Source organism: Paenalkalicoccus suaedae (assembly GCF_006965545.2).
Classification (GTDB): domain Bacteria; phylum Bacillota; class Bacilli; order Bacillales; family Salisediminibacteriaceae; genus Paenalkalicoccus; species Paenalkalicoccus suaedae.
On the sequence record NZ_CP041372.2, the window covers coordinates 1334001 to 1355420 of the forward strand.

The 21420-nt window shown below is 43.3% G+C and carries 18 protein-coding genes, 1 other RNA gene and 1 other annotated feature; of the genes, 17 read left to right on the top strand and 2 right to left on the bottom strand.

The annotated features are described in order from the left end of the window. Positions 1-33 precede the first annotated feature (33 nt). From FLK61_RS07215 to ssrS, 13 genes are all read left to right on the top strand, one after another. Complete coding sequence (locus FLK61_RS07215; RefSeq protein ID WP_176008810.1) at positions 34-837, top strand: DUF368 domain-containing protein; 804 nt, start codon at positions 34-36, stop codon at positions 835-837. Positions 838-858: 21 nt separating this feature from the next. Beyond that, a complete protein-coding gene (locus tag FLK61_RS07220) occupies positions 859-1137 on the top strand; it encodes a post-transcriptional regulator (protein ID WP_176008811.1) in 279 nt (92 codons plus the stop codon). Between the two features lie 113 nt (positions 1138-1250). Further along, a complete protein-coding gene (gene secD, locus FLK61_RS07225) occupies positions 1251-2567 on the top strand; it encodes a protein translocase subunit SecD (protein WP_176008812.1) in 1317 nt (438 codons plus the stop codon). Further along, entirely contained in the window at positions 2557-3495 is a 939-nt protein-coding gene (secF, locus tag FLK61_RS07230) for a protein translocase subunit SecF (RefSeq protein WP_176008813.1), read from the top strand. Before secD ends, secF begins: the two co-directional genes overlap by 11 nt. Positions 3496-3630: 135 nt before the next feature. Next, positions 3631-4548: a cation diffusion facilitator family transporter gene (locus tag FLK61_RS07235; protein ID WP_176008814.1), complete on the top strand. Its 918-nt coding sequence runs from the start codon at positions 3631-3633 to the stop codon at positions 4546-4548. Continuing rightward, positions 4545-4877 carry a LapA family protein gene (locus FLK61_RS07240; protein ID WP_176008815.1) on the top strand — a complete coding sequence of 111 codons (333 nt, stop codon included), beginning with the start codon at positions 4545-4547 and terminating at the stop codon, positions 4875-4877. The genes FLK61_RS07235 and FLK61_RS07240 overlap by 4 nt, the downstream gene beginning before the upstream one ends. 719 nt (positions 4878-5596) lie before the next feature. After that, complete coding sequence (gene recJ, locus FLK61_RS07245) at positions 5597-7912, top strand: single-stranded-DNA-specific exonuclease RecJ (RefSeq protein WP_176008816.1); 2316 nt, start codon at positions 5597-5599, stop codon at positions 7910-7912. A gap of 13 nt (positions 7913-7925) precedes the next feature. Continuing rightward, the gene (locus FLK61_RS07250; protein WP_176008817.1) at positions 7926-8438 is read left to right on the top strand and encodes an adenine phosphoribosyltransferase; all 513 of its coding nucleotides are present in this window, start codon (positions 7926-7928) and stop codon (positions 8436-8438) included. Positions 8439-9084: 646 nt separating this feature from the next. Further along, positions 9085-11265: a RelA/SpoT family protein gene (locus FLK61_RS07255; RefSeq protein ID WP_176008818.1), complete on the top strand. Its 2181-nt coding sequence runs from the start codon at positions 9085-9087 to the stop codon at positions 11263-11265. Between the two features lie 17 nt (positions 11266-11282). Beyond that, on the top strand, positions 11283-11723 hold the full coding sequence (gene dtd, locus FLK61_RS07260; RefSeq protein ID WP_176008819.1) for a D-aminoacyl-tRNA deacylase: 441 nt from the start codon (positions 11283-11285) through the stop codon (positions 11721-11723). Between the two features lie 63 nt (positions 11724-11786). Further along, positions 11787-12018 (top strand) — a binding site (T-box leader). Positions 12019-12071: 53 nt separating this feature from the next. Further along, positions 12072-13346, top strand: coding sequence for a histidine--tRNA ligase (gene hisS, locus FLK61_RS07265; protein WP_176008820.1), 1275 nt, complete (start codon positions 12072-12074; stop codon positions 13344-13346). Positions 13347-13361: 15 nt separating this feature from the next. Continuing rightward, positions 13362-15152: an aspartate--tRNA ligase gene (aspS, locus tag FLK61_RS07270; protein ID WP_176008821.1), complete on the top strand. Its 1791-nt coding sequence runs from the start codon at positions 13362-13364 to the stop codon at positions 15150-15152. Between the two features lie 240 nt (positions 15153-15392). Then, positions 15393-15573, top strand: a non-coding RNA gene (ssrS, locus tag FLK61_RS07275) — 6S RNA. 234 nt (positions 15574-15807) lie between these two features. On the opposite strand, the gene FLK61_RS07280 is transcribed toward ssrS, so the two are convergent. Further along, positions 15808-16464: an RsfA family transcriptional regulator gene (locus FLK61_RS07280; protein WP_176008822.1), complete on the bottom strand. Its 657-nt coding sequence runs from the start codon at positions 16462-16464 to the stop codon at positions 15808-15810. Positions 16465-16532: 68 nt separating this feature from the next. Further along, entirely contained in the window at positions 16533-17861 is a 1329-nt protein-coding gene (locus FLK61_RS07285; RefSeq protein WP_176008823.1) for an AAA family ATPase, read from the bottom strand. A gap of 159 nt (positions 17862-18020) precedes the next feature. Here FLK61_RS07285 and FLK61_RS07290 point away from each other — a divergent pair, with 159 nt between their 5' ends. Genes FLK61_RS07290 through mnmA form a run of 4 tightly spaced genes read left to right on the top strand, consistent with a single transcriptional unit; the run spans position 18021 to position 21338 of the window. Then, entirely contained in the window at positions 18021-18650 is a 630-nt protein-coding gene (locus tag FLK61_RS07290; protein ID WP_176008824.1) for a YczE/YyaS/YitT family protein, read from the top strand. Then, entirely contained in the window at positions 18634-19053 is a 420-nt protein-coding gene (cymR, locus tag FLK61_RS07295) for a cysteine metabolism transcriptional regulator CymR (protein WP_176008825.1), read from the top strand. The genes FLK61_RS07290 and cymR overlap by 17 nt, the downstream gene beginning before the upstream one ends. Before the next feature lie 27 nt (positions 19054-19080). Next, entirely contained in the window at positions 19081-20226 is a 1146-nt protein-coding gene (locus FLK61_RS07300; protein WP_176008826.1) for a cysteine desulfurase family protein, read from the top strand. Between the two features lie 5 nt (positions 20227-20231). Next, a complete protein-coding gene (mnmA, locus tag FLK61_RS07305) occupies positions 20232-21338 on the top strand; it encodes a tRNA 2-thiouridine(34) synthase MnmA (RefSeq protein WP_283811895.1) in 1107 nt (368 codons plus the stop codon). Positions 21339-21420 lie beyond the last annotated feature (82 nt).

Below are 21420 nucleotides of genomic sequence, written 5' to 3' on the forward strand. Positions count from 1 at the left end.
CATGCTTATTTTGGCGACGAAGGAGTTTTGAACGTGCATTGGAAAAATATTTATCGCGGTCTTGTAATGGGGATTGCGGACTTAATTCCCGGTGTCAGCGGTGGGACAATGGCTGTCATCTTAGGGATTTATCAGGAGCTTATTCACTCTATTAACGGGTTCTTTAGCAAGGATTGGAAAAAACATCTCGGCTTTTTAGTGCCACTCGGTATAGGAATTGCAGGCGCGCTCGTACTATTTTCTAGCGTCATTAGATTTCTATTAGCAAATTATAGTCAGCCAACCTTTTTCTTTTTCACTGGCTTAGTTATCGGAGTTATCCCAGTGATTTTAGTGTTAGCTGATAGTAAAAAGTCCTTTAATGCCGTTCACTTTGTCTTGATTACCGTTGCAGCAGTTGCGGTAGCACTAACGGCGTTTGTGAGAGAAGACACTGGTGCGCTCATCACGGATTTATCGATGGGAACAATGGTTTTGTTGTTTTTTGCTGGCTGGATGGCAAGTATGGCGATGCTACTTCCTGGGATCAGCGGTTCGTTAATCCTTCTACTATTTGGAGTATATGCAACGGCCATTGATGCCTTGTCCATTACTTCTCCAAACTTTCCAGTTATTTTTCTAGTTGGATCTGGAGTTGTACTTGGATTTGTTATCAGCAGTAAGGCAATACGCTATTTGTTTAAGCATTATCCGAGCTACACGTATGCCGTGGTTGTCGGATTGTTAATAGGATCAATCTTTGTTGTTTTCCCAGGCTTTGGTCAAGGCAGCATCGTGTTAAGCATACTGTCATTTTTACTGGGAGCCGGGCTTGCGTTCGGTCTTGGTCGAAAATAGGGTAAAGGGGGGCTAGTTCAGATGCTAACTTGGAATGATTGGAGGCAAGAGCTCGAACCTGTTCTTGATAGTAAGTGGGAGGAGTTTCAGCTTCTTGGTTATAACACAGTATCGAAAGACGAAGTTTGGACGAGCTTTGTCACAAAAATGACACGACAAAAGGTGGTACCAGAATCTCTAAGGCTACACCAGATTACGTCGCTACTACTAGGCTTAAAGCCGAATGATTACATGACTCAGATGACAATCGGGGCTTATAAAGACGATTTCAATTTTTTTGCAACGAAAGAAACAGAATAATTTTTTGGCAGATCATTGACAGGATTTTTTGTCTATCGCTATAATAGGACTATTGGTTTGAAGGAGTTCCTACATAGTACGGATAGGGGACATTGAAGGAGGAACAGACATACATGGCAAAGCGTAAAGGTGTCCGAAAAGGGTTTATTGCCCTCTTTTTTGTGATCGTCGTAGCTTTTGGTGCGCTGATCGCAACGAATGTCATGGACAACGTAGAGGATATTAGCTTGGGACTAGATCTACAGGGTGGCTTTGAAGTACTTTATGAAGCAGAATCCTTGAGTGATGGAATGGAAATAAATGAGGAGGTATTATCCGATACGGTAGCCTCTTTAATAGCGAGAATTGACGTGCTTGGCGTATCCGAACCAGTCGTATCTATCGAAGGAGACGATCGTATTCGTGTGCAACTCCCTGGTGTCGAGGATCAAAACCAGGCACGTGAACTACTATCTACACAGGCGCAACTCTCCATCCGAGATGTTGACGATGAGCTTTATCTAGACGGTGGAGACCTAGTAGAGGGTGGAGCAAGACAAAGCTTTGATCCTAACACGAACCAACCGGTTGTATTAGTGCAGGTACGTGACGGAAGCTTGTTTGGTGAAATCACATCTGAAATTCGTCAACGTCCAATTGGTGAGAACCTTCTTGCGATTTGGTTAGACTACGAAGAAGGTGATACGTTCAGCGAAGAAATGATGAAGGAAGACTCAAAGATTGTGAGTGCGCCTTCGGTGAACGAGACAATCCAAAGTAGTGACATTATGATCAGCGGTAGTTTTACCGTGGAAGAAGCACAGAACTTAGCAGGTATCTTAAACGCTGGTGCCCTTCCTGTTGAATTAGTGGAGCTCTCTGCTAACTCCGTAGGTGCATCTCTTGGTGAGCGTTCGCTAGAGCTTGCAGTAAATGCAGGGTTCATCGGTATAGCTCTCATCTTTGCATATATGCTTGTATACTATCGCTTCCTAGGAGCTGTCGCGATTATTACGTTATCCATGTACATTTATGTTGTACTTGTTGTCTTCAACTGGATGAACGCGGTCTTAACGCTTCCAGGTATTGCAGCCCTTATTTTAGGGGTTGGTATGGCAGTAGATGCGAATATCATTACATTTGAACGTATTAAAGACGAGGTTCGATCTGGTAAATCGACGATGAGCGCGTTCCGTGCTGGTAGTCGTCGCTCACTATCAACGATCTTAGATGCCAATATTACAACGATTCTTGCGGCAGGGGTGCTCTTCTACTTTGGTACGAGCGCGGTTCAAGGCTTTGCCGTCATGCTTATCGTAAGCATCCTGACAAGCTTCCTAACAGCTGTGTTTGCTTCTAGATTATTGTTAGGACTATGGGTTAACAGCCGAGCGCTTAATAAAAAGCCTCGCTTGTTCGGTGTGAAGGAGCGTGAAATAAATGAACTTTGATTTTGAGACTAGTAGGATTGATTTTGTAAAGCATCGTAAAAAGTTCTTTATCTTTTCCGGATCGTTTTTATTGATCGGAATTATCCTGCTAGCAACACTCGGACTAAATTTAGGCATTGACTTCCGCGCAGGTACAACGATTGACGTTTTAGCGGAAGACAATATTTCGGCGGCTGAAATCAACTCGCAGTTTGAAGAAATCGGCTATACACCTGATGAGATCACCATTGTTGGTGACGCGAGTGATACGGGGCGCGTCCAATTTATCGGAGATTTAAATCAGCAGCAAACATTGGAGATTCAAAACTACTTTGAAGAGCTTTACGGCTCTACTCCAAATGTGAGTACCGTCACACCGATTGTCGGAGAAGAGCTTGCTCGTAACGCCATCATCTCCGTGTTAATCGCTGCTGTGGGGATTATCATTTACGTAACAATTCGATTCGAATTCTTATACGCGCTAGCGGCGGTCGCAGCACTTGCCCACGATGCGCTGTTCATCCTTATTTTCTTCAGTATGACGCAGCTTGAGGTTAACGTGCCGTTCATTGCGGCCGTCCTGACGATTGTCGGGTATTCGATCAACGATACGATCGTAACCTTCGACCGTATTCGTGAGAATTTGGCGTTAGAAAAGAAGGTATCGAAGTTTAAAGATTTAGCAGATGTCGTAAACAAGAGTTTAATTCAAACGCTGGCTCGTTCTATTAACACCGTATTAACCGTTGTGTTTGCAGCAGCAGCACTCGTAGTATTCGGTGGCGAAGGCTTACGTGTTTTCTCTATCGCATTAGTCGTCGGTTTATTAGCTGGTACGTATTCGTCGCTCTTTATTGCATCCCAGCTTTGGCTTGAAATGAAAAACAGACAAGTGAAAAAGAGAGAGCAAAAGAAGCTAGAAGAGCAAGAACAACCTTCAGAAGCATAAAGGATTGGTGCCACGACTTTGACGTCGTGGCGCTATTTTTTGGCTCAAAAGAAAGGTCGTAGCACTCTTAGTATAAAAAGAGTATGATTAGACAATAGTGAAAAAGAGCTCGTAAACGTAGGAGAGGGTGAGCCTATGACAGAATCACAGGATGCTATTCGCTATAAAAAGGTCCAGCAAGGTGCTTGGATCGGGATTATTGGGAATATTATTTTAGCCATTATAAAAGGTGCAGTAGGCATAATTGCTGATAGTCGTGCGTTAGTAGCGGACGCGGTCCACTCTGCGTCCGACGTAGTAGGGTCCGTTGCAGTGTTAATTGGTATAAGAGCGGCAAAGCGCCCACCGGATGAGGATCACCCTTATGGTCATGGGAAAGCAGAAACCGTTACAGCTATTATTGTATCGGTACTTTTATTTGTCGTTGGGATTGAAATCGCCATCGATGCAATCTCATCGTTTTTTGAACCGGTGGCTGTACCAGGCACCATTGCGATTTACGCCGTCATTTTTTCGATCGTCGTAAAAGAATTAATGTTTCGATATAAGATAAATTTGGGTAAAAAATATAGAAGTGATGCCATCATTACAGATGCGTGGCATCACCGCTCTGACGTGTTCTCCTCACTTGCGGCGTTGGTCGGTATTGGCGCTGCGATTATCGGTACAAATCTTGGCTACGACTGGTTTGCTTATATGGATCCACTAGCTGGCTTATTCGTCTCTCTGCTTATTATGAAAATGGGGTGGAGCTTAGGCGCGGAGGCGATCCACAATACACTGGATCACGTCTTGCACGATGATGAATCAGAGCGTCTGCTTAAGATTGTGCAAAAAGTCCCTGGTGTCAAGACAATTAACGAACTGTTAGCCCGCGAGCATGGACACTACGTGATTGTAGACATTAAAGTGGCAGTTGATCCGTACATTACAGTTGAGCAAGGTCACGCAATAGGGAAAGCAGTCAAAAGAGCGCTCATGGAAGAGGGCTACGTACAAGACGTACGTGTCCATATCAATCCATATTCAGAGAATGAGGTGGACGAGGAATGAAAGGTCAATGGGGATTAATAACAGGATTAATAATTGTACTTATCATCGCTATTTTTGCCGTCATTAATGTTGATCCAGTGCCAGTTAACTATGCGTTTGGCACAAGCGAATGGCCGTTAGTATTAGTCATTCTAGGATCCGTATTACTAGGTGGACTTATTGTAGGAAGCGTAGGTATGTATCGTATCTATCTCCTCCAATCGGAAATTAAGCGACTAAAAGCGGAGCAGGTGGCAGCATCTAAACCTGACGACTCGAAAAAAAGAAGTAAAAAATCTGTCGATGATCAAAAGAATGATCCGTTAGCAGAGACGAAAAAGCCATTATAATCATGTAGCATTGCGAGCCACTTTTGTTTATGCAGAGGTGGTTTTTTGTGTCTCGTGAAAAGGATAAGTAGAGGTGCCAGGCCTACGGTGTGGAGAAACTGCGCAAGTTGCGAGGTGGACTGCGCGAGAATAGAAGCGAATTGCTTAAAAAGAAGGAGGAACCGCGCGAAAAAGCGGCGTGACTGCGTAAGGAGAAAAAAATCGCGCAAGTTGGGGTGCGAACTGCGCGAGTTGAAGGGTCAACCGCGTGAAAGTAGAGGTGAATCGCGCGAAAAAGTGGCGTGACTGCGTAAGTAGAAAAAAACCGCGCAAGTTGGGGTGCGAACTGCGCAAGTTGAAGGGCCGACTGCGCGAAAGTAGAGGTGAATCGCGTGAAAAAAGGGCGTAACTGCGTAGGTAGAAAAAAACCGCGCAAGTTAAGGTGTGAACTGCGCAAGTTGAAGGGTCAACCGCGTGAAAGTAGAGGTGAATCGCGTGAAAAAAGGGCACGACTGCGTAAGTAGAAATAATCGCCCAAGTTGAAGGGTCAACCGCGCGAAAATCAGGGTGAACCGCTCGAAAAAAGCCTCGACTGCGCACATTGAAAAATCGCACGAACTACCAAATTCCGCACGGTCACCATACGATCCACCCACATACCCAACCCAGATTTAGCTCTTTTGTTCGTTGTCACCTTCTAGCTCCTTCTGTATAATGTAGAAAGTCAGGGGTGATTGACTATGCTTCGTTCGAGAGCAAATTGGATAGTAAACGAACCAGATGAAGAGCAGGTGACTGAGCTGTCTGCTAATACAGGGCTGTCTATGATTGCAGCTCGTTTTCTTGTGCAACGAAATAAAGGACAACTTGAGGATGCGCGTGCATTCCTCGATATAGATGAACGATTACTTCACGATCCATTTGAATTAAAGGATATGCGTCGTGCTGTAGATCGCATCCACACCGCGATTGAAGGTGATGAGCGTATCTTGATATTTGGTGATTACGATGCCGATGGTGTTACAAGCACGTCCGTACTATATTTAACACTAAGAGAGCTTCAAGCAAACGTCTCTTTTTACATACCTAACCGCTTTACGGAAGGATATGGACCGAATGAGCCTGCTTTCCGTCATGCGAAGGAAGAAGGCGTTTCTCTTATCATTTCTGTCGACACAGGTATATCAGCCGTTCATGAGGCAGATGTTGCAAAAGAGCTTGGCATCGACTTTATTATCACGGATCATCATGAGCCACCTCCGACAATTCCGGATGGCTATGCGGTCATCAATCCTAAACAGGAGGACTGTTCCTACCCATTTCCTAACCTAGCAGGTGTAGGGGTCACGTTTAAACTAGCGCATGCGCTGATGGGGCGTGTGCCGGAGGAGTTTTATGATCTCGTGGCAATTGGGACGATCGCAGACCTTGTGCCTTTGGAGGACGAAAATCGTTTCTTAGCTAAAATGGGATTGAAGCGAATGCGTCAGCAACTACGACCTGGGCTAAGAGCGCTACTCACCAAAGCCTCCGCATCAATCGATGAGCTAGACGAAGAGACGGTTGGGTTTATGATCGGACCGCGACTTAATGCAGCGGGTCGGTTAGATAGCGCTGATCCTGCAGTGGAGCTATTATTATCAGAGGACGCATATGAAGCCGAGGATTTAGCGACGCTCGTGGATGATTTAAATAAAGAGCGACAAAAGATCGTCAAAGACATTTCAGAGGAAGCCATTGCGATGGTCGAGGCGCAAGGTGTGCCTTCCGTCATTATTGTAGGAAAAGAAGGCTGGAACGCTGGCGTTATCGGTATTGTTGCAAGTCGTCTTGTGGAGAAATATTACCGACCAACGATTGTGATGAGTCATGATCTTGAAAAAGGGTTAGCCAAGGGTTCAGCAAGAAGTATTGAAGGCTTTGATATGTTTCATTCCCTCTCGCAAATGCGTGAACTGTTGCCCCACTTTGGCGGACATCCGATGGCGGCTGGTCTAACGATGAAGTTGCAGGATGTGGATGAGGTGCATAAAAGGCTCATCGAGATTGCAGATACAACATTAACGGATGATGATTGGGTGCGAAAGCTTCATGTTGATTTACCCGTTCAAGTAGATGAAGTGACAGTTGAGGCTATTAAAGACTTAAAGCAGATGGCACCTTTTGGCGTGGGGAATCCCGCACCTAAAGTGTATGTCAAAGAGGCTAACGTTGAACGGATGAAGCGAATAGGTGCGACATCTGATCACATCAAATTTTCGCTCGTGCAAGACGGTTCAATGCTCGATGCTATTGGATTCCAAATGGGCGAGCTATATGAGCGTATCTCACCGATCGCACCCCTGTCTGCTGTCGGGAAGCTATCCCTCAACGAGTGGAACGGCTCCGTCAAACCTCAGCTTATGCTGGAGGACGTTAAAGTATCTGACTGGCAACTGTTTGATCTACGCGGGGACGAAAATCGGTTGAAAAGTATCTCGATTCCGGACTCTGAAGACGTGAAGGTGGTCCAATTCCAGGAGGGACACTATGCTCTCCCAGATGGATGGAGAGCACGAGATAAATCGGAAGCAATGAATGCTTCTTCTGTTTTATTACTCGATTTACCTCAGACGTTCGAAGAACTAGAAGAGTTCCTGAGTCAAAACGAATCATTAGAACGACTCTTCGTCGTTTTTGCTCATGATGCGGAATACTTCTTTACGTCTGTTCCGTCAAGAGACCAGTTCAAATGGTTTTACGCTTTTATGAAAAAAAGGAAGCAATTAGATTTGAATAAGCATGGAAAAGACCTAGCTAAACATAAAGGATGGAGCGAACGTACAATTTCATTCATCTGTCAGGTGTTTTCTGAGCTAGAATTTGTTAAGATAGAAAATGGTGTCGTTGAGTTATTGGACGAGCCTCAAAAACGAGATTTAACGGCATCGACTACGTATAAAAAGCACCTGCAAAAGAGCGAGATGCAGGAGAAGCTGATTTATTCATCATATCAAGATTTGAAGAAAACGTTCGATAGCTGGCGGACTGAAGTCCGTCTAGGTAGCGCACATTAGGAGGAGCAAAAACATGGATTTTAAGCAATATGTAACGGTAGTAGAGGATTTCCCAAAGGAAGGTATTCGCTTTAAGGATATTACGACATTAATGGAAGACGGCGAAGCGTACAAAAAGGCTATTGATCAAATGGCAGACTTTGCTAAAAACAAAGAAATCGACGTAGTTGTTGGACCAGAGGCACGCGGCTTTGTTGTTGGTTGTCCAATCGCTTATTCACTAGGTTTAGGTTTTGTACCTGTCCGTAAAGCTGGAAAGCTTCCACGTCCAGTCCTTGAAGTAGACTACGGTCTTGAGTACGGGAAGGATTCTTTAAATATCCACAAGGATTCGATCAAGCCTGGTCAACGTGTACTTATCACGGATGACCTATTAGCTACTGGAGGAACGATCGAAGCAACGATCAGAATGGTAGAAGAGCTTGGTGGAGTAGTTGTAGGAATTGCCTTCATGATTGAGCTAAGCTACTTAGACGGACGCGATCGCTTAGATGATTACGAAGTGTTCACATTAATGACATACTAAAAGATACGTTTGAGAGACTCAATTATGGGTCTCTTTTTTTTGCTTTTAGAAAATGATAAAATCTCTTTTTCTTTTGATACTTTTTTGTTTATGGGGAGTTTTAATTCATCTACTGGCAGTTCAGTTAGCTAGCTTTTTATACGTTTAGAGTTAAAGACGTAAACGAAACGCTCCGTGAATTAAAGGAAGGTGCTTGACGCAAACGACTGTCAATCTGAAGCAACTCATCCTTAGTTTGATGCATACGAGGCTTCACTTGACGCAAAGGAATATGAAAGGTTTGCGTAAGAAGGTTGAAGTGATGCAGCGCCCCTTAAATATTGGGAGGACAAACAAGATCCGAAGAGAAACAAGCGAGATGATTAGGGGAGCAAACGAAGTCACAGGAGGAACAAACCCAAAAGCTAACAGACTCAAAGCGGGCAGTTGAAAACCAACAAATTACGTTCTCTCGATTCAATCAAATAGGTATCTTATCCTAACGTAATATAGGTTGGTGTTTTTTCTTTGTATTCGTGCTAAGATAGGAGTTACTATAAACTGTTCCAGATTTCCGACGAGTTCGGTCTTTTTTTTGTTTTTTATTCGACAATATTTTCATATATGCAAGGCTTCATAATAATTTGAGATAAATTAAGGTGATCCGATGACTAGTGAGCAAGTTCTTGAAAAAGCAGGAGAATATTTATCCGAGAAGGACGTAGCGTTTTTACGCAAGGCGTACGAAGCGGCAGAGTATGCTCATCGTGAGCAATACCGTCGTTCTGGAGAGCCGTATATTTGGCATCCCGTACAAGTAGCTGGAATTCTCGTGGAGTTGGGTTTGGATCCAAACACAATTGCAGCAGCATTTTTGCACGACGTCGTGGAAGACACGGACGTGACCCTTGCCGATCTTGAAAAAGATTTTGGGGCAGAGGTTGCGATGCTCGTCGACGGCGTAACGAAGCTCGGAAAAATAAAATATAAGTCTAAAGAAGAGCAACAGGCTGAAAACCATCGTAAGATGTTTGTTGCGATGGCGAAAGATATTCGAGTTATTCTGATCAAGCTTGCGGACCGTCTCCATAATATGCGTACGCTTAAGCACCTTCCGCCTGAAAAGCAGCGAAGAATTGCAAATGAAACATTAGAAATCTTTGCGCCGCTCGCTCATAGACTAGGTATCTCCACAATCAAATGGGAGCTTGAGGACACGTCATTACGCTATCTTAATCCGCAACAGTATTATCGTATTGTTAACTTAATGAAGAAAAAACGCGCGGAGAGAGAAAGCTATATTGATGAAGTCAAATCCCTGATTGTCGACCGCCTTGATGGCATGCAAATTGAAGCAGAGATTAAAGGACGAGCAAAGCATATTTACAGCATCTATCGCAAAATGGTGCTACAAAATAAGCAATTTAATGAAATCTACGACCTTTTAGCCGTACGAATTATTGTGAAGAGTATTAAGGATTGCTATGCCGTTTTAGGTACAATTCATACGCAGTGGAAGCCTATGCCTGGTCGATTTAAGGATTATATCGCCATGCCTAAGGCAAATATGTATCAGTCTCTTCATACGACTGTAATTGGTCCTAAAGGGGATCCTTTAGAGGTGCAAATTCGCTCGGAGGAAATGCACCGAGTAGCGGAATTCGGGGTAGCAGCGCACTGGGCGTATAAAGAAGGTAAGACGGTTGCAGATGCGGAAACCTTAGAGGACAAGATGTCTTGGTTCCGTGAAATTATTGAGTGGCAAAACAACACAAATGACGCTCAGGAATTTATGGAATCTCTTAAAATTGATTTATTTTCGGACATGGTATTCGTCTTTTCTCCAAAAGGGGATGTCATGGAGCTACCGAAGGGGTCTGTGCCATTAGATTATGCCTATCGGATTCACACGGAGGTAGGAAATCGCTGTATTGGCGCGAAGGTCAACGGCAAAATGGTGCCACTAGATCATCAGCTTAAAACAGGCGATATCGTTGAAATTTTAACGTCTAAGCACTCGTATGGTCCGAGTCAAGACTGGATAAAAATTACGCAAAGCTCCCACGCTAAAAATAAGATTCGCCAATGGTTCAAAAAAGAGCGTCGTGAAGAAAATGTAGAAAAAGGTCGCGACTTAGTCGAGAAAGAAATAGAGAAAAAAGGCTTTAAGCCGAAAGAAGTTTTAACGACGGAGAATATTGAGCGCGTCTCCGAAAAATTTAACTTTACGAGCGACGAAGATATGTATGCAGCTGTTGGCTATCAAGGTATCACTGCAGCTCAAATTGTAACAAGGCTTACGGACACGATCCGTAAAAAACTAGATGAAGAGCAGGATATTCAGTCGCTAAAAGAACAAATTGATGAAAAGCCACAGCACCGTCCAAGTGGAAAAGCTAGTACTGGAGTAACGGTAAAAGGAGTGGACAACCTTCTAATCCGTCTCTCGCGCTGCTGTAATCCAGTCCCTGGCGATGATATTGTTGGTTATATCACAAAGGGTCGCGGCGTCTCCATTCACCGCTCAGACTGTCCAAATGTGAACCAGGAAGACGTGCAGGCTAGATTATTGCCTGTTGAGTGGGAAAAAGAAGTGCAAAAGCCGAAGAGCTATCAGGTCGATATTGAAATATCCGGTTATGATAGAAGATCGCTTTTAAACGATGTGTTACAGGCGGTAGCAGAAACGAAAACAAATATTAATGCTGTTTCAGGTCGGTCGGATAAAAACAAAATGGCGACGATTAATATGACGATTTCGATTCAAAACATCGGTCACTTGCAACGAGTGGTTGACCGAATTAAGCAGATTTCAGATATTTATACTGTGCGTAGAATTATGCATTAAAGGAGCTTGTTTTTAAGATGAAAGTAGTTGTTCAACGATCGAAAGAAGCGAGCGTAGTGGTAAATGGCGATGTAGTCGGATCCATTGATCATGGACTCATGCTATTAGTTGGGATCACTCACTCTGATACCGAAGAAGATATTCGTTACGTGGCAAATAAAGTTGCGGGTCTTCGTATATTCGAAGACGAAGATGACAAGCTAAACTTATCTGTTAAAGACACTGGTGGCTCCATTCTATCGATTTCGCAGTTCACTCTTTACGGAGACACGCGAAAAGGTCGACGACCAAACTTTATGGAAGCGGCTAAGCCAGACGTTGCGCGGGATCTTTACGAAAAGTTTAATGACTATTTACAACGGGAGCATAACTTAAACGTCGCAACGGGCACTTTTGGTGCTCATATGGACGTGTCGTTTACAAACGATGGTCCAGTTACGTTGATTATTGAAAGTTAATTAGAGTAATTTTAAAGAAGCGGTTGACAGATTGTCTCTCAATTCGTATTATTAATGAATATTATAAAACCCTTGATGGAGAATAGTAGCTTAGGTCATTCTAAGACCAGAGAAGAAATGCCGCAGGCTGAAAGCATTTCCGTTAGAATCTAGGTGAACGAACACTTCGTAGGTATTTCCGTGAACGACTTTTATGTTCAATAGCGGAGATCGTGAATCAGGCGTTAACTGATCTTGAGTGAGGACGTATGTCCTAACTAGGGTGGTACCACGGGACTAAGCTCTCGTCCCTGACAATTATGTCAGGGGCGGGAGTTTTTTTATTGCAAATTTCAGGAGGGATATACGATGAGCTACGCGATTCCAAGAGGAACGCAGGATATTTTACCAGGCCAGTCAGAGAAGTGGCAACGGATTGAGGCACTAATCCACGATTTATGCCGCCGCTATAATTATAAAGAGATCCGTACACCGATGTTTGAGCAAACGGAGCTATTTGCTAGAGGTGTAGGGGATACAACCGATATCGTGCAAAAAGAGATGTACACATTTAAAGATCGAGGCGACCGTAGCTTAACGCTTCGTCCGGAAGGGACAGCATCAGTCGTTCGTTCCTTTGTCGAAAATAAGATGCACGGTTTGCCAGATCAACCGGTCAAGCTCTATTACACCGGACCAATGTTTCGCTATGAGCGTCCTCAGTCAGGTAGAATGCGTCAATTCGTACAATTTGGTGTGGAGGCACTAGGCAGCGCTGATCCGCAAATTGATGGGGAAGTATTAGCGCTCGCAATGGACTTTTACAAAGAGATCGGTCTACAAAACGTCAAGCTTGTGATTAATAGCCTTGGTGATAAAGATAGCCGAACTGCTCACAAGGAGGCACTCATTAGTCACTTTAAGCCACGCATTAATGAGTTTTGTAGTGACTGTCAGTCTCGTTTAGAAAAGAATCCGCTCCGTATTCTCGATTGTAAAAAGGATCGCGATCACGAGCTAATGGGCACTGCACCATCTATTTTAGATTATTTAAATGACGCTTCAAAAGAGTACTTCGAGCACGTACAAAAAGCTCTTGAGTCTATGGGAATTGCGTACGTCATTGATCCTACGCTTGTAAGAGGACTCGATTACTATAACAATACGGCCTTTGAAATTATGTTAGAGGGTGATGGCTTTGGAGCTATTACGACGCTCGCTGGTGGAGGCAGGTACAATGGGCTTGTTGAAGAGATTGGTGGACCAGAGACACCAGGTATTGGATTTGCGTTAAGCATTGAGCGTGTACTGATGGCACTCGAAGCGCAACAGGTAGAGCTTCAGACAGTTAATCAACTAGACGTCTACCTTGTTTCATTAGGAGATGAGCCTAAAGATAAAACACCTGAGATTATTCACTCTTTACGTGCACAAGGAATTTCCTGTGATACAGATTACATGGATAAAAAAATGAAGGCGCAAATGAAGGCGGCTAATCGTCAGCAGGCAAAGTATGTCTTTATTTTAGGAGAAGACGAACTAGATCAACAAAGCGTTATGGTGAAAGAAATGGCAACGGGAGAACAAACGCTAGTCCCATTAGCTACTATCATGAGTGATGCCGCGTCTATTGTGACGACATAAAAGGAGGAATTTACTGTGCAACAACGAACACATGCATGTGTGGAAGTATCAGAAGAACAAATTGGACAAACCGTAACCCTGCAAGGCTGGGTAAAGAAGCGTCGTGACCTAGGGGAGCTTATCTTTATCGATTTGCGTGACCGTTCTGGACAAGTACAGCTTGTTTTTAACGGCGAGGAACAACCAGAAGCGCTTCAAACGGCTGAAAAAATTCGTAACGAATTTGTTATTGAGATTGAAGGGCACGTTGTAAAACGAGACGAAGCGAACATTAACGACAAGCTTTCAAACGGAATGATCGAAGTGATGGTCCAAACTGTAACGATCTTAAATGCAGCGAAAAACCTACCGTTTATGATTGAAGACAACGCAACGATTACAGACGATGTTCGCCTTAAATACCGTTACTTAGACCTTCGTCGTCCAAAAATGCAGGAGACGATGTATCTGCGTCACCGTACAACGAAGATGATTCGTGATTTCTTAGATACGCAACAGTTCATGGAGATTGAAACGCCACTATTAACAAAAAGCACGCCAGAAGGTGCACGCGATTATCTTGTGCCATCCCGAGTTCATGATGGCGAGTTCTACGCGTTACCACAGTCACCACAGCTATTTAAGCAACTGTTAATGGTCTCAGGCTTCGAGCGTTACTATCAAATTGCACGTTGCTTCCGCGATGAGGATCTTCGTGCTGACCGTCAGCCTGAATTCACTCAGGTCGACATTGAGGCATCCTTCATGGGTAAAGAAAATCTACTTGCAATGATGGAGCGCTTAATGAAGCAGCTAGTAAAAGAGCTTAAAGGTGTGGACGTTCAAACGCCTTTCCCAAGGTTAACGTATCAGGAAGCTATGGACCGCTTTGGCTCTGATAAGCCGGACACTCGCTTTGGAATGGAGCTTGTCGACATTTCTGAACAAGTCAAAGATAGCGCCTTTAAGGTTTTTGCCTCAACGGTCGAAAATGGAGGTCATGTGAAAGGGATTTGTGTTAAAGGCGAAGCTGACAATTTCTCTCGTAAAGATCTCGATGGCTTAAGTGACTTTGCTAAAATTTACGGAGCAAAGGGGCTTGCTTGGCTCAAGGTAGAAAATGGTGAGGTAAAAGGGCCGGTTGCTAAATTCTTCGACGAAGCGCAGCAGGCAACGCTTATCGAGTCATTTAAGGCCGAGGCAGGCGACATCCTATTATTTGTTGCAGATAAAAAGCGAGTAGCGTGGGACACACTTGGCGCGCTTCGCTCGAAGTTTGCAAAAGACTTAGGATTAATTGAAGAAGGAACATACGACTTCCTATGGGTAACGGAATTCCCACTTCTATCCTATGACGAAGAAGAAGGACGTTATGTGGCAGAGCACCATCCATTCACACGTCCCGTTAAAGAGGACGAGGAGCTCTTGCACACAAATCCTGAAAAAGTTCGTGCTGAAGCCTATGACCTTGTGTTAAATGGGTACGAATTAGGTGGCGGTTCACAACGTATATTTGAGAGACCACTTCAGGAAACAATGTTTAAAGCACTTGGATTCACAGAAGAGGAATCTGTTGAGCAATTTGGATTCCTACTGGATGCATTTGAATATGGGACACCTCCTCACGGAGGAATTGCACTAGGTTTAGACCGATTAGTCATGCTATTAGCTGGTCGTAACAACCTACGTGATACAATTGCCTTCCCTAAAACGGCAAGCGCAAGCTGTCAGTTAACGAATGCGCCAAGCCCTGTAGAGCAGTCAAAATTAGATGAACTACATTTAAACATCCAAGAAAAGCCAAAAAAAGAAGTAGAGCAACTGTAAGCTTTACTATGTAATAATATGGAGCACGTTTCACTATTCTTGTAGCAGTCGCAATAGCGGCTGAATAAGAGGTGAAAGGTGCTCTTATTTTGATTCAAACATTTACGTGGATACAAACATGGGATAATATGTATTAACGCATAAAAATAAGTATTCAGAAAATTAAATTTTTAATAAAAACCTGTTGATTTTTCAAGAGAAGTTATGTAAGATAAGAAATGTAAACAGCTATCATTTATAAGAGTCCTATGATGTTCGTCATCACTTCATGTTTTGAGCCAACACTTTTACTTAGGGAGATCTTAGTTCTTTGGTAATTGCTATGCCCTTTCACTAGGGAAAGCAGGATCCTTAGGCAGGTCACCCACCTGCAATGGCAGGTTCAAAGCGAAAAGTACGAAACGGCATTCGCGGGACTCTTATCTTTATCCTTTAATGAATATATATTAGTTTATATAAATTTATATTCATTTTTGTTGGCGCATTTTGTCGAACAATGTCAAAACATGATTCTTTTATACATAACAAAGAGCACCCAGATATGTATGGTGCTCTTTTTCCATGTAAACTGCTTTTTTGATTCTGCAATCAGTTTTTAAATCAAGTGGAGAGCTGCACAAAACTAGTTAAAACTTAGGCAATTCAGCTCTAATAACTACCTTGCAACCTTCTCTAAGTTCCCATTCTTATCCATGCGGAATGCAGTCGCATCTCGATCCTCATCTAACAATGCCATCCGACGAGCACGATCCATGATATGAATAATGGACTGGTAGTCTTCCTGTATAGATTGATATTTTTGTTGTAAGAGCTGATGCGCTTTTTTCAAATCCTCTAACTCTTGCGTAACTGCTGATACATGTCGCTCATTTTTCCCTTCGTAATAGCGAGAGAGCTCATGCAAATAATTTATAACTGTTACAAAGCTTGGAGCTTTAGACTGCTCTTCTTGAACGAATTGCTGAGAGCTCTCTACCTCTATTTTAGGCGGAAGGTAAGAGGGTTCTACAGCTAACTCTTCTGTAAATTCCATAATCTCCTGTGTATTAAATACTTGTGGAGACTCTTGCTTTGCTACTTGACGTTTCACTTGCTTTCTATGTCTTTTTGCTAGCTTTACTGCATCCTCGTATTTATCTCTCACTACTGCATTCCATCTAAACCCGCAGGCAGCTGATGTTCGGTGAAGTGCATCACCTACTTCATCAAAGGCTCGTAGCTGGGTGCTTCCTTCTCGTATATGTCGTAACACAGTTTCAGCTAATAATAGATCATCCTCATGGGACCAAGCATCTTGGCGTACTTTCATCATCTTCATCCTTTCTTATTCTCTTTTCTATTAATATAGACATCGAGAATCGAAAGTATGCGCATGTATGACTATTTTCCTTTCTTTTTTCGTTCGTCAAAATAGTCTAGTCGTTTTTGAACGGTTTTTTCATAGCCATTGCTAGATGGTTGATAAAAAGATTTTTTTAATAAATGGTCTGGCATATATTGCTGAACGACATAGTGATTTTCATAACTATGCGGGTACAAATAGTCAACGCCGTGGCCAAGTTTAGAGGCCCCTTTATAATGAGAGTCTCTTAAATGAACAGGCACATCTCCCGTTTTTTCCTTTTCTACTGTACGAAGCGCACTATCGATTCCAGAGATCACGGCATTGCTTTTAGGAGCTGTAGCTAAATACAGCGCTGCCTCAGCAAGTGGGATTCTAGCCTCTGGCATCCCGATAAATTCAACAGCCTGAAAGGCAGCTTGAGCGATTAAAAGTGCGTTTGGATCAGCGAGACCAATATCTTCAGCTGCGTGTACATAGAGTCTGCGCGCAATAAACCGTGCATCCTCGCCCGCGTAGATCATTTTAGCAAGCCAGTAAAGAGTTGCATCCGGATCGGAGCCTCTTATACTTTTAATAAACGCAGAGATGGTATCGTAATGATTGTCGCCTGCTTTATCGTACCGAACCATTCGTTGCTGAATGGATGCCTCTGCAATATCAAGTGTAATATGGATAACTTCATCATCATCAGGGTCGGTCGTTAAAATGGCGAGCTCTAGTGCGTTTAACGCTGTTCTAGCATCACCTTGAGCAACGTTAATAATATGATTAACAGCATCTTCGTCCAATTTAACCTCGTAATTTCCGAATCCACGAGTTTTATCTTCTAACGCTTGATCAATTACTGATTTCGTCTCCTCTTCATTAAGGGATGAAAGCTTAAATAGACGAGAGCGAGATAAGAGGGCAGGATTAATTTCAAACATGGGATTCTCTGTCGTCGCTCCAATTAGAACAACGGTGCCATCTTCCACAAACGGTAAAAGTGCATCCTGTTGACCTTTATTGAATCGATGGATTTCATCAATAAATAAAACGGTCTTCATTCCCTCATAGCGAATACGATCCTGTGCCTTTTGCGCAATCTCCTTTACATCTTTTATACCTGATGAAACAGCGTTAAGTTGTTCAAACACCGCAGATGTAGAGTTGGCGATAACTCGGGCGAGTGTCGTTTTACCTGTACCAGGTGGCCCATGAAAGATCATAGGAGTTAACCGATCTGCTTCAATTGCACGGCGTAAGAGTGTACCAGGACCAATAATATCTTTTTGTCCGATAACTTCGTTTAGTGTTCGAGGTCTCATGCGCGCAGCAAGTGGACCCTTTACTTCCGGCGTTTCGTTATAGCTAAATAAATCCATAGGATCCCTCCGACTTTGTTCGTCATTATTGCAATTTTAACGAAAGCCCGTTAAAATGCAAAGGGTTAAGAAGGACGGGCGTATGCTGTGGTATACTTATAGTCGAATCAAGAGAGTGAGTTTTGTACCCCCTCTCTGTGTATCAGGAGGGAAATATACATGAAAGATTCTGCATTTAGATGGTTTATTTATATGGTAGGTCTCATTGTTATGAGCTTTGGTATTGCGCTCATGATAACGGCTGAGCTTGGAAGTGCCCCATGGGACGTCCTGCATATTGGTCTTCAAAATCAATTTGGACTAACGATTGGTACATGGACAATTTTAATGGGGTTTTTACTATTAGTTGCAGCCACGATTTTAACAAAACAAATGCCACGACTTGGAGCCTACCTTAATATGCTACTCGTTGGTGTATTTGTAGATATATTTTTATTTATCTTACAAACTCCCGCTCAGCTATTTGCTCAACTTGCCATGCTATTGATTGGAATTTTGATTATGGGCTTCGGTATCGGCCTCTATATTTCACCTCAGTGTGGGGCAGGGCCGAGAGATAGTGTGATGCTCGCTCTTTCTGAAAAAACGGGAGCGTCTGTCGCACGGATTAGAATTAGTATGGAATTAGTTGTCCTCCTTATTGGATTCCTTTTAGGTGGGCCAGTATTTGTTGGGACAATTCTTTTTAGCCTGACTATTGGGCATATCGCAGGGGCATCCTTAACGGTATGTAGAGTATGGATGGATCGAAGAATGGAAAGAGGGATGAACGTTGAAAATATCCACTAAAGGTCGTTATGGACTTACTATTATGATTGCACTTGCTCATAAGCATGGGGAAGGTCCAACTTCGTTAAAATCAATTGCAAAGCAATATGACTTGTCCGAGCACTATTTAGAGCAATTAATTGCTCCGCTTCGAAATGCGATGCTTGTAAAAAGCGTTCGTGGTGCCTACGGAGGCTATATGTTAGGGAAAGAACCTGCAGATATAACGGCAGGCGATATTATTCGAGTATTAGAAGGTCCTATTACACCGGTTGAAATTATTGATGATGAAGAACCAGCTAAACGAGATCTATGGATCAAAATACGAGATGCTGTTAAAGACGTATTAGATTCTACGACCCTTTTAGACTTGGCGAATTATAAGGACGAAGGTCCACAAGATAACTACATGTTTTATATTTAACTTTATAAAAAAGAAAGGTGTTAGGCCATGGAGCGAATTTATTTAGATCATGCAGCTACTTCTCCCATTCATAAAGATGTCGTACAAGTGATGGCAGACTCGTTAAAAGAGTTTTTCGGAAATCCTTCGAGTATCCATCACTATGGCCGAGAAGCAAGACGCATGTTAGATGATGCACGAGAGACAATCGCTACTAGTATTCATGCAAAGTCAGACGAGATTGTATTTACATCTGGAGGAACAGAGGCAGATAACCTAGCGATTATCGGGTATGCAAAACGTCATCGCTCACAAGGGACGCATCTTATTACAGTTAAGACGGAGCACCACGGTGTGCTACACGCTTGTGAACATTTAGAGCGAGATGGCTTTGATGTTACGTATCTAAATGTAGATGAAGATGGCATGATTAGAATGGACGAGCTTCAAGCTGCACTGCGTGATGACACCATTTTAGTGAGCATCATGATGGCTAACAATGAGACAGGGGTATTATTACCAATTAAAGAAATTGGTGACTTACTAAAAGACCATCAAGCTGTTTTCCACACAGACGCCGTGCAAGCGATAGGCAAATATCCGATTCATGTTGATGAGCTACACATCGATTTATTGGCAAGCTCCGCGCACAAGTTTAATGGTCCGAATGGCGTTGGATTCCTCTATAAGCGTAAAGGCATCACCCTCGACCCACTGACATACGGAGGCGAGCAGGAGCGCAAAACTCGAGCTGGGACCGAAAATGTAGCAGGCATTTTGGGGATGGCTAAGGCACTATCGATAGCCATTCAAGACATGCACGCCAGAAGCGAACAGTACGAGGAATTTCGTGAGCAGTTCTTGCGTATTTTGGACGAAAATGCGATAGAATATAAACTTAATGGACATAAAACAGAGCGGTTAAACAATGTGATGAATCTAAGCTTTGAAGGAATGAACGTAGAGTCTATTCTAATGAATTTAGACCTCTCTGGTGTGGCTGTTTCAAGTGGTTCTGCTTGTACAGCTGGTTCGGTAGAGCCTTCTCACGTGTTAACAGCTATGTTTGGAAATAATGATCGCAGTAAGTCAGCGGTCCGATTTAGTTTTGGTTTAGGAAATACAATAGAGCAAGTAATTCACGCTGCAAATGCGGTTGTGAAGACACTTGAACGAATGAATGCAAGGAGGTGACGAGCGTGGACAATTCTAACACACGCGTCGTCGTAGGAATGTCTGGGGGAGTCGACTCCTCTGTGACTGCTTATCTATTAAAAGAGCAAGGCTATGAAGTGATAGGCATATTTATGAAAAATTGGGATGACACAGATGACAGTGGTTTCTGCTCAGCGACCGAGGACTATAACGATGTCATTCGCGTCTGTAACCAAATTGGAATTCCATATTACGGTGTGAATTTTGAAAAGGAATACTGGGATAAAGTGTTTACGTATTTCTTAGAGGAATATAAAGCAGGTCGTACGCCGAACCCAGATGTTATGTGTAACAAAGAGATCAAATTTAAAGCGTTTTTAGATCACGCCATGTCTCTAGGTGCTGACTATGTTGCAACTGGGCACTATGCAAGTGTTGCTCGTGACGAGGACGGAAACGTTCAGCTGTTAAGAGGAAAAGACCGAAACAAGGATCAAACGTACTTTTTAAATGCTTTAAGTCAAGATCAGTTAGAGCGCGTGATGTTTCCTTTAGGTCAAATGGATAAGCCTCGCGTTAGAGAGATCGCAAAAGAAGCGAACTTAGCTACGGCTACGAAGAAAGACAGCACCGGTATTTGCTTTATCGGCGAGCGTAACTTTAAAGACTTCTTACAGCAGTTCCTACCTGCTCAGCCAGGGAACATGGAGACGCTAGATGGAGATGTAAAAGGTCAGCATGACGGACTAATGTACTATACGCTTGGTCAGCGTCAAGGGCTTGGAATTGGTGGTTCGGGAGAGCCGTGGTTTGTTGTTGGGAAAGACCTCGATAGAAACGTCCTACTTGTAGGTCAAGGCTTCCATCACCCTGCTTTGTATGCAGATGCATTAGTAGCAACGGGTGTGAACTGGATCCAGGGCGTTGCGCCTTTAGGGACGTTTACTTGTACGGCTAAATTCCGCTATCGTCAAGAGGATCACGCTGTTACAGTAACTCCACACGAGGATGGGACTGTAAATGTCGCTTTTGACGAGCCAGAACGAGCAATTACGCCAGGTCAATACGTCGTATTTTACGATGGAGAGGTTTGCTTAGGCGGAGGTACAATTGATAAAGTAGTGCCATCAAATAGAGCGTTACCTGTTTAAAAATAGAAAGATGGATAAGCCTGCCGCGTATTTTGTGGCGGGCTTCGCCTGTGTAGACATTAGCGATATCGGAGGGGTTACT